Raw genomic sequence first — 12068 nt, 5'->3', positions numbered from 1 at the left:
GCGCCGCCCGCTCGGCCCGCGACGTGCATCAGCTCGAAGCCCGCATCGACTCGTTGGCCGCACGCAATTCCAAATTAATGGAAACTCTTAAAGAGGCCCGCCAACAACTGCTCGCACTGCGCGAGGAAGTCGACCGGCTCGGCCAGCCGCCCAGCGGCTACGGCGTTCTCCTCGCCGCGCACGACGACGACACCGTCGACGTGTTCACCTCGGGCCGCAAGATGCGCCTGACATGCTCGCCGAACATTGACGCCACATTGCTGCGCAAGGGCCAGACCGTCCGGCTCAACGAGGCCTTGACCGTCGTCGAGGCCGGCACGTTCGAATCGGTCGGCGAGATCTCCACTCTGCGTGAGGTGCTCGCCGACGGCCACCGCGCGCTCGTCGTCGGACACGCCGACGAGGAACGCATCGTCTGGCTGGCCGAGCCGCTGGTCGCCGAGGACCTGCCCGACGGCGTTCCCGACGCTCTCAACGACGACACCAAGCCCCGCAAGCTGCGCCCCGGCGACTCGCTGCTGGTCGACACCAAGGCCGGCTACGCCTTCGAACGCATCCCCAAGGCCGAGGTCGAAGACCTGGTGCTGGAAGAGGTGCCGGACGTCAGCTACCAAGACATCGGCGGGCTTACCCGCCAGATCGAGCAGATCCGCGACGCGGTCGAGCTGCCGTTCCTGCACAAGGAGCTCTACCGCGAGTACGCGCTGCGCCCGCCGAAAGGCGTGCTGCTCTACGGGCCTCCCGGCTGCGGCAAGACGCTGATCGCCAAGGCGGTCGCCAACTCGTTGGCCAAGAAGATGGCCGAGGTGCGCGGCGACGACTCTCGCGAGGCGAAGTCGTACTTCCTGAACATCAAGGGCCCCGAGCTGCTGAACAAGTTCGTCGGCGAGACCGAGCGGCACATCCGGCTGATCTTCCAGCGGGCGCGTGAGAAGGCGTCGGAGGGAACGCCGGTAATCGTGTTCTTCGACGAGATGGACTCGATCTTCCGGACCCGCGGCACCGGCGTCTCGTCGGACGTCGAGACCACCGTGGTGCCGCAGCTGCTCAGCGAGATCGACGGCGTGGAGGGACTCGAGAACGTCATCGTGATCGGTGCGTCCAACCGCGAGGACATGATCGATCCCGCGATCCTGCGGCCGGGACGTCTGGACGTGAAGATCAAGATCGAGCGGCCCGATGCGGAAGCGGCACAAGACATCTACTCGAAGTACTTGACCGAGGCCCTGCCGGTGCACGCCGACGACCTCGCCGAGTTCGGCGGTGACCGTACGGCCTGCATCAAGGCGATGATCGAAAAGGTCGTCGACCGGATGTACGCCGAGATCGACGACAACCGGTTCCTGGAGGTCACCTACGCCAATGGCGACAAGGAAGTCATGTACTTCAAGGACTTCAACTCCGGGGCGATGATCCAGAATGTCGTCGACCGGGCGAAGAAGAACGCCATCAAGTCGGTGCTGGAGACCGGACAACCGGGATTGCGCATTCAGCATCTGCTCGATTCGATCGTCGACGAGTTCGCCGAGAACGAGGACCTGCCCAACACCACCAATCCCGATGACTGGGCGCGGATTTCGGGCAAGAAGGGCGAGCGGATCGTGTACATCCGCACCCTGGTCACCGGCAAGTCGTCGAGCGCGTCGCGCGCCATCGACACCGAGTCGAACCTGGGTCAGTACCTGTAGCGCTAACCGCTACCGGGTCAGTCGAATTCGAGCGAGTAGCTGTTGGTGAGGTCGTCCTGCGTGACCTGGGCGGGGCGAGTCCTGGTATCCACCCGCAGCGTTTCGGTGAGCACGCGCGGCTCGTAGCGCCACCCGTCGGGCAGGTTCAGGCGGCCGGCCAGGCCGGGCAGGTCGGCCCTCGACAGGTTGGGGTCGACGACCTGGCTCCACGTCTGCATCACCCAGCGCCGCCCGTCGGGGTCGACGAGTTCGTAGACCTCTGCACCGGCGTCGAAGACGAAGACGGTGTTGCGGCTCACCTCGTTGGCGCTGTAGGGCGCGGGGTTCATCGACGACATCGCGACGGTGGCCTGCTTGATCATTTCGATTCCGCCGAAGGTCTTCCGCTCCTGCGGGCCCTGCTGCTCCTTTTCGATGGCGTTCATCAGCCAGTAGCGCGGACCGTTGAGCAGGGCTGCGGCCGCGCCGTTTTCGGCGGCGATGGCCTGCGCGTCGAGCTTGGACCACAGCTCGGCCGGACAATCGTTGAGCGGGAAGCTGTTGTAGACGGTGGCCTCCGGGCCGGACTCACCGACCTGGACGAGAAGCACCTCGCCGTAACGTTTTCCGGACAGATCCTCGGCCATCAGGCGAAATTAATCATTGGCGTGAGCGCCGTCAACAGCGCCGTCAACAGCGCGCCCGTCAACAGCACACGCGGTCAACGCGACGGCGCCGCGGTAGCGGTTGCGCGCGATCAGTGTGGTGCGCAGGTCGTCGATCAGCGGGTCGAGGAATGTCGAGCGGTACTCGGCGTCGCCGGCCGCGCGGGCGCTGATGTACATGAACGTCAGCGCGCCGAGGAAAAGTGTCATATGGATCAGCGAATCCGGCACCTGGAGCGTCAATCCCAACACCGTCGAAGTGCTCTTGTAGGTGTGGGTCCACTCGTTGAGCAGCTCAGGGCTGAGGATGATCAGCCCCAGGATGAAGTAGATGACGGTGGTGACCACCGCCACCACCAGGATCTGCGCCAACTGCGAGGCGGCGAGCACGAACACGACATTGGCGCGTTCGGTCCTTTTCAGCGGGGCGCAGTCATGCGTATCGAGCATCGTCGCGAACGGCGTCTGGGCGAGCTTCTCAGTGCCGGCGAGCTTCTCGGTGTCGTCGGGCCCGGTGTCGTCGAGCCCTGTGTCATCGGGGCCGGTGTCGTCGGGCCCTGTGTCATCGGGGGGCGTGTCGCTGGGCCGCACAGTCGTCGAGCGCAGCATCGGCCGCACTCGTTCGAGGGTGGCCGACACGACGAAGGCCGCGGCGATCGACACCAGAAACGCCATCGCCAGCACCAGCCGCTTGCCGCTGATCGTTGCGGCCATCAGCCAGACGTAGGTGTTGAAGAACACCAACGCGGTCAGCAGCACCACCGGCAGCGCCCGCACCGCCAAGGCGCCGACGGTGGCAAGGTGCGAGAGCATCATCCGCACCGCCCAGCCCACCACCGAACCCGCGCCGGCGCCGGTCAGGATCAGCACCGCGGCCACGACGACCGCTTCCTGCACCAGCTGCGAGGGTCCGCCCACGGTCGCCGCGACGCACGCCACGACGACGACCGCGACGGTCGCGACGGCCGCGCGGGTGCGGCCGCTGCCTGACCGGGACACCACCCAGCCGACAACGGCCATCAGCGGAAGCGCCAGCCCGATGATTGCGAGCACGATCCATTCGGAAGTTGTCGGCTCGCCGGTGATCTCGACATCGTTGCCGCCGGTGATCAAGTAGACCGGCAGGACGCAGGCCTGCAATGTCGCGTACGCCGCCAGCATGGGAGCCGACCGCGGCCAGAGCCGTCGCCACCGCGCCCGCCTCGTGAGCACCGAGGGCAGGCCCCGCTCCAAGAACCAGCTTTCGGCCGCGGAGCCCGCCGTCTCGCGGCTATCCGTCCGGCGGCCCGAACTCTGGCGCAGCGAGAGGTCCATGCCGGCTCACCCTAGTGTCGAAACGGCCCGCGCGGAGGCTGTTGCCAGGCTCAATTCGGAGCCCGGGAATGTGACCGGTCATGTGCCCGGCTTACCCCCGCTTCGGGGGCCGCGTCGTCGCCGGGCCTATCTTGAAGTAATGCAACGGATTATCGGGACGGAGGTTGAGTACGGCATTTCGTCGCCGTCGGACCCGACCGCCAACCCGATCCTTACCTCGACGCAGGCGGTGTTGGCCTATGCCGCCGCCGCCGGTATCCAGCGCGCCAAACGGACTCGCTGGGACTACGAGGTGGAATCGCCGCTGCGTGACGCCCGTGGCTTCGACCTGAGCCGGTCGGCCGGGCCGCCGCCCGTGGTCGACGCCGACGAGGTCGGCGCGGCCAACATGATCCTGACCAACGGCGCGCGCCTCTACGTCGACCACGCCCACCCGGAATACTCCGCGCCGGAGTGCACCGACCCGCTGGACGCGGTGATCTGGGACAAGGCGGGCGAGCGGGTGATGGAGGCCGCCGCCCGGCACGTCGCGAGCGTGCCCGGAGCGGCGAAACTGCAGCTCTACAAGAACAACGTCGACGGCAAGGGCGCGTCCTACGGGTCGCACGAGAACTACCTGATGTCCCGCCAGACGCCGTTCTCGGCCATCATCGCCGGTCTCACCCCGTTCCTGGTGTCGCGGCAGGTGATCACCGGATCCGGCCGCGTCGGCATCGGGCCCTCCGGTGACGAGCCCGGGTTCCAGCTGTCCCAGCGGTCCGACTACATCGAGGTCGAGGTCGGGCTGGAGACCACGCTCAAACGCGGCATCATCAACACCCGCGACGAACCGCACGCCGACGCCGACCGGTACCGCAGGCTGCACGTCATCATCGGCGATGCGAACCTCGCCGAGACGTCGACCTACCTGAAACTGGGCACCACGGCGCTGGTGCTCGACCTCATCGAAGAGGGCCCAGAACACGGGATCGACCTGACCGACCTGGCGTTGGCCCGGCCGGTGCACGCCGTCCACGCGATCAGCCGCGACCCGTCGCTGCGGGCCGCGGTGGCCCTGGTCGACGGGCGCGAGCTGACCGGCCTTGCGCTGCAACGCATCTACCTCGATCGGGTGGCCAAGCTGGTCGACAGCCGCGACCCCGACGCGCGTGCGGCCGACATCGTCGAGACGTGGGCGCACGTGCTCGATCAGCTCGAGCGCGACCCGATGGACTGCGCCGAGCTGCTGGACTGGCCGGCCAAGCTGCGGCTGCTCGAGGGGTTCCGCCAGCGGGAGAACCTGAGCTGGTCGGCGCCCCGGCTGCACCTCGTCGACCTGCAATATTCGGACGTCCGGCTGGACAAGGGCCTCTACAACCGGCTGGTGGCGCGCGGCTCCATGAAGCGTCTGGTCAACGAACACCAGGTTCTCGACGCGGTCGACAACCCGCCCACGGACACCCGCGCGTACTTCCGTGGCGAATGCCTGCGCAGGTTCGGCGCCGATATCGCCGCGGCCAGTTGGGACTCGGTGATCTTCGATCTGGGCGGCGATTCGCTGGTGCGCATCCCGACGCTGGAGCCGCTGCGGGGCAGCAAGGCACACGTCGGAGCGCTATTGGACTCCGTGGACAGCGCGGCCGAACTGGTGGAACAACTAACCAGCTAGGCCCGTTAAACCGGGAAACGTCGGCGTTGACCGGTACTGTAGAGAAACAGGCCCAGACCTAGCAGGAGGCGGCGATGGCTCAGGAGCAGACCAAGCGTGGCGGTGGCGGCGGTGACGACGACGATGTCACCGGTACCACAGCCGCGGGCCAAGAGCGCCGCGAGAAGCTAGCCGAGGAGACCGACGATCTGCTCGACGAGATTGACGACGTCCTTGAGGAGAACGCGGAGGACTTCGTCCGTGCGTACGTCCAAAAGGGCGGACAGTGACCTGGCCGTTCTCTGATCGTCTGCCCATCAACTCGGCATTTTCCGGAACCTCAGGGTTAAACCCGTCCTCGTTCGCTGATTTGTTGCGCCGCCAAGCGCCCGAGCTGCTACCGGCGGTCCTCGGCGGGAGTCAATCGGGGAGCGGTCAATCGGGGGGTGGTCCATCGGGGAGCGGTCAACCCGGTGGGCAATTTGCGCATGGCACCACGATCGTCGCGCTTAAATACCCCGGCGGTGTCCTGATCGCCGGTGATCGGCGTTCCACGCAGGGCAACATGATCTCCGGCCGCGACGTGCGGAAGGTGTACATCACCGACGACTACACCGCCACCGGCATCGCCGGCGTCGCCGCGATCGCGGTTGAGTTCGCCCGGCTTTACGCGGTGGAACTCGAGCACTACGAGAAACTCGAAGGGGTACCGCTCACCTTTGCCGGCAAGGTCAACCGGCTCGCGATCATGGTGCGCGGCAACCTGGCGGCCGCGATGCAGGGCCTGGTGGCCCTGCCGCTGCTGGTGGGCTACGACATCCACGCGGCCGATCCGGAAAGCGCCGGCCGCATCGTCACTTTCGACGCCGCCGGCGGCTGGAACATCGAAGAAGAGGGGTATCAGTCGGTGGGGTCGGGGTCGATCTTCGCCAAGTCTTCGATGAAGAAACTGTATTCGCAGGTGACTGATGCCGATTCGGGGTTGCGGGTCGCCATCGAGGCGCTCTACGACGCCGCCGACGACGATTCGGCCACCGGCGGCCCGGACCTGGTCCGCGGCATCTATCCGACCGCGGTCACCATCGGCGCCGACGGGGCGGTCGACGTACCCGAGGGCCGCATCTCCGAGCTGGCTCGTGAGGTCATCGAAAGTCGTTCGCGCGCTGACACTTTCGGCCCCGACGCCGAGCCGCGGGGTGACAAGTGAGTTTCCCGTACTTCATTTCTCCCGAGCAGGCGATGCGCGAGCGCAGCGAGCTCGCGCGCAAGGGCATCGCCCGGGGCAAAAGCGTGGTGGCGCTTGCTTACTCGGACGGTGTGCTGTTCGTTGCGGAAAACCCGTCGCGGTCCCTGCAGAAGATCAGCGAGCTTTACGACCGCGTCGGCTTTGCGGCCGCGGGCAAGTTCAACGAGTTCGACAACCTGCGCCGCGGCGGCATCCAATTCGCCGACACCCGGGGTTACGCCTACGACCGCCGCGACGTCACCGGCCGGCAGCTGGCCAATGTCTACGCACAGACGCTGGGCACCATCTTCACCGAGCAGGCCAAGCCGTACGAGGTCGAGTTGTGCGTCGCCGAGGTCGCGCACTACGGCGAGACGAAACCACCTGAGCTGTATCGGATTACCTACGACGGGTCGATCGCCGACGAGCCGCATTTCGTGGTGATGGGCGGCACCACCGAGCCGATCGCCAACGCGCTCAAGGAATCCTACGCCGAGAACGCCGATCTGCACGACGCCTTGCACATCGCGGTGGACGCGCTGCGAGCCGGCAGCGACGGCTCGAACGGCGACCAGGCCTCCCTCGAAGGGGCCAGTCTGGAGGTCGCCATCCTGGACGCCAACCGGCCGCGTCGCGCATTTCGCCGGCTTGGGCGCTCCACCCTGGAACGCCTGCTCGACCAGGCCGGTTCGAAGGGCCCGAAATCCGACTCGAAATCCGACTCGAAATCCGACTCGAAATCCGACGACGAATCCGACGACTGACCCCCCGTAACATCCGTGGGCGCGGCATGCTCACGGTCGCGCTCTGAGAACCAGTACCCTCAATTGTGTGCAGCGTCGAATTATGGGCATCGAGACCGAGTTCGGTGTCACCTGCACGTTCCACGGCCACCGGCGGCTGAGCCCGGACGAGGTCGCCCGCTATTTGTTCCGCCGCGTCGTCTCCTGGGGCCGCAGCTCCAACGTTTTCCTGCGGAACGGCGCGCGCCTGTACCTCGATGTCGGCAGCCATCCCGAGTACGCCACCGCCGAATGCGACAGCCTGGTCCAGCTGGTCACGCACGACCGGGCAGGCGAATGGGTGCTGGAAGACCTGCTGGTCGACGCCGAGCAGCGGCTGGCCGACGAGGGCATCGGCGGCGACATCTATCTGTTCAAGAACAACACCGATTCGGCGGGCAACTCCTACGGCTGCCACGAGAACTACCTGATCGTGCGGGCCGGTGAGTTCTCCCGGATCTCCGACGTGCTGCTGCCCTTTCTGGTCACGCGCCAGCTGATTTGCGGGGCCGGCAAGGTGCTGCAGACACCCAAGGCCGCAACGTTCTGCCTGAGCCAGCGCGCCGAGCACATCTGGGAGGGCGTCTCGTCGGCCACCACCCGCAGCCGCCCGATCATCAACACCCGCGACGAGCCGCACGCCGACGCCGAGAAGTACCGGCGGCTGCACGTCATCGTCGGCGACTCCAACATGTGCGAGACCACCACCATGCTCAAGGTGGGCACCGCGGCGCTGGTGCTGGAGATGATCGAAGCCGGTGTCCCGTTCCGCGACTTCTCGCTGGACAATCCCATCCGCGCCATCCGCGAGGTCAGCCACGATGTCACCGGCCGCCGGCCGGTGAGGCTGGCGGGCGGGCGGCAGGCCAGCGCGCTGGACATCCAGCGGGAGTACTACAGCCGCGCCGTCGAGCATCTGCAGGTCCGCGAGCCCAACGCGCAAATCGAGCAGGTCGTCGACCTGTGGGGCCGTCAGCTCGACGCCGTCGAGAGCCAGGACTTCGCGAAGGTGGACACCGAGATCGACTGGGTGATCAAGCGCAAGCTGTTCCAGCGGTACCAGGACCGCTACGACATGGAGCTGTCCGACCCGAAGATCGCCCAGCTGGATCTGGCGTACCACGACATCAAGCGGGGCCGCGGGGTCTTCGACCTACTGCAGCGCAAGGGTCTGGCCACCCGCGTCACCACCGACGAGGACATCGCGGAAGCCGTCGACCAGCCGCCGCAGACCACCCGCGCCCGGCTGCGCGGCGAATTCATCAGCGCCGCCCAGGCCGCGGGCCGCGACTTCACCGTCGATTGGGTACACCTCAAACTGAACGACCAGGCCCAGCGCACCGTGCTATGCAAAGATCCGTTCCGGGCCGTCGACGAGCGGGTCAAACGGCTGATCGCGAGCATGTAACTCTGGAGCAAATGACGACCTCGAAAGTCGAACGGCTGGTAAACCTCGTCATCGCCTTGCTGTCCACCCGCGGCTACATCACCGCCGACAAGATCAGGTCCAGCGTGGCGGGCTACTCGGATAGCCCCAGCGCGGAGGCGTTCTCGCGGATGTTCGAGCGCGACAAGAACGAGTTGCGCGACCTCGGCATCCCCCTCGAGGTCGGCAGGGTCTCGGCGCTGGACCCCACCGAGGGCTATCGGATCAACCGCGACGCCTACGCGCTGCCGCCCGTCGAACTCACGTCGGACGAGGCGGCCGCGGTCGCCGTCGCCACCCAGCTGTGGGAGTCGCCCGAACTGATCACCGCGACCCAAGGCGCGTTGCTGAAGCTGCGCGCCGCCGGCGTGGACGTCGACCCCTCGGATGAAGGGTCCCCCGTGGCCATCGCCTCTCCGCCCGGGGTGCCGGGCCTGCGGGGGTCGGAGGATGTCCTCGGAATCCTGTTGTCGGCCATCGATTCTCGCCAGGCCGTGCAGTTTCCGCACCGGCCGTCGCGGGCCGAACCGTTCACCACGCGCACCGTCGAGCCGTGGGGCGTCGTCACCGAGAAGGGCCGCTGGTATCTCGTGGGCCACGACCGCGACCGCGACGCCGTCCGCACTTTCCGGCTGTCGCGGATCGGCGCCGAGGTCGTGCCGATCGGTCCCGCCGGCGCGGTCACCGTGCCCGACGATGTCGACCTGCGCAAGATCGTGGCCCGGATCGTCGCCGAAACGCCGACGGGCGGGCAGGCGCGGGTGTGGGTCGCCGAGGGGAGGGCCACCGCGCTGCGCCGGGCCGGACGGTCCACCGGTGAGCGGCAGCTGGGCGGCCGCGACGGCGAGATCCTCGAATTCGAAATCGGCTGGAGCGACCGGCTGGCGCGCGACATCGCGGGCTACGGCGCCGACGCCGTCGTGCTCGAGCCGCAGTCGCTGCGCGACGATGTGCTGGACCGGCTGCGCGCCCAGGCGGGCCTTGGAGGATTGGGGGAGGCCTCATGACCCCGGTGTCCACCCGCCTGGTTCGGCTGCTCAACATGGTGCCGTATTTCCAGGCCAACCCGCGGGTCACCCGCGCCAAGGCCGCCGCCGACCTCGGGGTGTCGGCCAAGCAGCTCGAAGAGGACCTCAACCAGCTGTGGATGTGCGGTCTTCCCGGCTACTACCCGGGCGATCTCATCGATTTCGAGTTCTCCGGAGACAAGATCGAGGTGACGTTCTCGGCGGGCATCGATCGGCCGCTGAAGCTCACCTCGCCCGAGGCCACCGGCCTGCTGGTGGCGCTGCGGGCGCTGGCCGACATTCCCGGCGTGGTCGATCCGGAGGCCGCGCGCAGCGCGATCGCGAAGATCGAGGCCGCCGCGGGCGCGGTCGGGCACGACGCCACGGGTATTGCGGCGGCCGTCGATGAGCAGGCACCGGTCGAGAGCCGGGCCGCGGCCGCGGTACGTGCGGCGGTGCACTACAAACACGCGCTTTCCATCGACTACTACGCCGCGTCGCACGACACGTTGACCAGCCGCATCGTCGACCCCATCCGGGTGCTGCTGATCGGCGGCCAAAGCTACCTGGAGGCCTGGTCGCGGGACGCCGAGGGGGTTCGGCTGTTCCGCTTCGACCGGATCGTGGAGGCCACCGAGCTGGGCGAGCCGGCCGCCGCGCCCGAGTCGGCGCTGCACGCGCCGCCGGACACGTCCCTGTTCGACGGCGATCCGTCGCTGCCGTCGGCCACGCTGCGGGTGGCGCCCTCGGCGTCGTGGATGCTCGAGTACTACCCGATGCGCGACGTGCGCGAGTTGCCGGACGGCTCGTGCGAGGCGGTCATGACCTACGCCTCCGAGGACTGGATGACGCGCCTGGTGCTGGGCTTCGGCTCGGCCGTGCGGGTGCTCGCTCCCGCGTCGCTCGCGCAGCGGGTGCGGGATTCCGCGGCGGTGGCGCTGGAGTCCTATCAGGTCGCGGCCCAGGGGTGAGGCAGCGCGGGACCTGCGCGCCTCGGCGCGGGGAAACCGGCAGTTCTCGCTACTGCGGTAGCATCGGGTGGACGTCTGGAGGTAATCAAAGTGGGCAGTCTTAGTCCGTGGCACTGGGCGATCCTCGCTGTCGTAGTGGTCCTGCTCTTCGGTGCCAAGAAGCTCCCCGATGCGGCGCGCTCGCTGGGTAAGTCGATGCGCATCTTCAAGTCCGAGATGCGGGAAATGCAGACGGAGAACAAAGACCAAACGCCGTCCCTGCAAACCCCGTCGGAGACCCCCGCGGTGAACCCCCAGCCCGTGCAGTCGGAGCGGGTCGACCCGCCGAAGGCGAGCGAGCAGGGTCACCACGAAGCGCGCCCCGCGTAGCCCGGCGTAGTCGCGGTTAGCCGTCGCGGTTGCCCGAGCGCCACTGACCGAGCGTCGTGAAACTTTTCAAGACTTCAGCGCGCACCGCTGCCTTGCTGAAGCGGCTCAACCCTCGTTACCGGCGCAGCCGCACCAACCCCGATGCGACCATGTCGCTGGTCGATCACCTGACCGAGCTCCGCGCACGATTGTTGATCGCCTTGGCCGCGATCCTGATCACCACGATTTTCGGGTTCGTCTGGTACTCGCATTCGATCTTCGGGCTGGAGAGCCTCGGCGAGTGGTTGCGCCATCCCTACTGTTCGCTGCCGCAGTCGGCGCGCGCCGAGATCAGCCCCAACGGGCAGTGCCGCCTGCTGGCCACTGCCCCGTTCGACCAATTCATGCTGCGGCTCAAGGTCGGGATGACGGCCGGGATCGTGCTGGCCTGCCCGGTGTGGCTGTACGAGCTCTGGGCGTTCATCACGCCGGGGCTCTATCAGCGCGAGCGCCGCTTCGCGATCGCGTTCGTGATCCCGGCCGCGGTGCTATTCATCGGCGGCGCGGTGCTGGCCTACTTCGTGCTGTCCAAGGCGCTGGGCTTCCTGTTGACCGTGGGCAGCGACGTGCAGGTGACCGCGTTGTCCGGGGACCGCTATTTCGGCTTCCTGATCAACCTGCTGATCGTGTTCGGCGTCAGCTTCGAATTCCCGCTGCTAATCGTGATGCTGAACATGGTGGGGCTGCTGACCTATGAGCGGCTCAAGTCGTGGCGGCGCGGCCTGATATTCGCGATGTTCGTGTTCGCGGCGGTGTTCACTCCCGGTTCCGATCCGTTTTCGATGACGGCGCTGGGGGTTGCGCTGTCGGTGCTGCTGGAATTCGCCATCCAGATCGCGCGCCTGCACGACAAGCGGAAGGCCAAGCGCGAAGCGCAGGCGGAGATCCCCGACGATGAAGCATCGGTCCTCGAGGAGCCCGAGCCCATACCCGAGCCGTCGTTCACTGCCGGGCAGCATGACGACGTCACTTAGGC

Annotated in this window: 12 protein-coding genes; 10 read left to right on the top strand and 2 right to left on the bottom strand. The window is 67.2% G+C overall.

Going from position 1 to position 12068, the window contains the following annotated elements; genetic code table 11:
* The coding region (gene arc / locus A5745_RS05265; RefSeq protein WP_076115370.1) for a proteasome ATPase at nt 1-1688 on the top strand (1688 nt) is incomplete at its 5' end.
* Between the two features lie 17 nt (nt 1689-1705).
* Here the strand turns inward: arc and A5745_RS05260 are convergent.
* Both A5745_RS05260 and A5745_RS05255 read right to left on the bottom strand, forming a co-directional pair.
* Nucleotides 1706-2314, bottom strand: coding sequence for a hypothetical protein (locus A5745_RS05260; RefSeq protein ID WP_076115349.1), 609 nt, complete (start codon nt 2312-2314; stop codon nt 1706-1708).
* 9 nt (nt 2315-2323) lie between these two features.
* On the bottom strand, nt 2324-3646 hold the full coding sequence (locus A5745_RS05255; protein ID WP_076115348.1) for a hypothetical protein: 1323 nt from the start codon (nt 3644-3646) through the stop codon (nt 2324-2326).
* A 139-nt stretch (nt 3647-3785) separates the two neighbouring features.
* Between A5745_RS05255 and dop the strand changes: the two genes are divergently transcribed.
* From dop to tatC, 9 genes are all read left to right on the top strand, one after another.
* Nucleotides 3786-5294, top strand: coding sequence for a pup deamidase/depupylase (dop, locus tag A5745_RS05250; protein WP_076115347.1), 1509 nt, complete (start codon nt 3786-3788; stop codon nt 5292-5294).
* 74 nt (nt 5295-5368) lie between these two features.
* A complete protein-coding gene (locus A5745_RS05245; RefSeq protein ID WP_076058487.1) occupies nt 5369-5563 on the top strand; it encodes a ubiquitin-like protein Pup in 195 nt (64 codons plus the stop codon).
* Nucleotides 5560-6480, top strand: a complete 921-nt coding sequence (prcB, locus tag A5745_RS05240) for a proteasome subunit beta (protein ID WP_076115346.1) — start codon at nt 5560-5562, stop codon at nt 6478-6480. Before A5745_RS05245 ends, prcB begins: the two co-directional genes overlap by 4 nt.
* Complete coding sequence (gene prcA, locus A5745_RS05235) at nt 6477-7262, top strand: proteasome subunit alpha (protein ID WP_076115345.1); 786 nt, start codon at nt 6477-6479, stop codon at nt 7260-7262. Before prcB ends, prcA begins: the two co-directional genes overlap by 4 nt.
* Nucleotides 7263-7329: 67 nt before the next feature.
* Entirely contained in the window at nt 7330-8688 is a 1359-nt protein-coding gene (pafA, locus tag A5745_RS05230) for a Pup--protein ligase (protein WP_139329450.1), read from the top strand.
* An 11-nt stretch (nt 8689-8699) separates the two neighbouring features.
* The gene (locus A5745_RS05225) at nt 8700-9713 is read left to right on the top strand and encodes a YafY family protein (RefSeq protein WP_076115344.1); all 1014 of its coding nucleotides are present in this window, start codon (nt 8700-8702) and stop codon (nt 9711-9713) included.
* Nucleotides 9710-10684, top strand: a complete 975-nt coding sequence (locus A5745_RS05220; RefSeq protein ID WP_076115343.1) for a YafY family protein — start codon at nt 9710-9712, stop codon at nt 10682-10684. Before A5745_RS05225 ends, A5745_RS05220 begins: the two co-directional genes overlap by 4 nt.
* 90 nt (nt 10685-10774) lie before the next feature.
* Nucleotides 10775-11053 (top strand): Sec-independent protein translocase subunit TatA, encoded by a 279-nt coding sequence (tatA, locus tag A5745_RS05215; RefSeq protein ID WP_076058498.1) that lies wholly within the window; start codon nt 10775-10777, stop codon nt 11051-11053.
* A gap of 56 nt (nt 11054-11109) precedes the next feature.
* Nucleotides 11110-12066 (top strand): twin-arginine translocase subunit TatC, encoded by a 957-nt coding sequence (gene tatC, locus A5745_RS05210; RefSeq protein WP_371336853.1) that lies wholly within the window; start codon nt 11110-11112, stop codon nt 12064-12066.
* The last annotated feature ends 2 nt before the right edge of the window (nt 12067-12068 follow it).

It is taken from the genome of Mycobacterium sp. IS-2888, from assembly GCF_001954215.1.
Classification (GTDB): domain Bacteria; phylum Actinomycetota; class Actinomycetes; order Mycobacteriales; family Mycobacteriaceae; genus Mycobacterium.
This window is presented reverse-complemented; position numbering and strand designations above follow the sequence as displayed.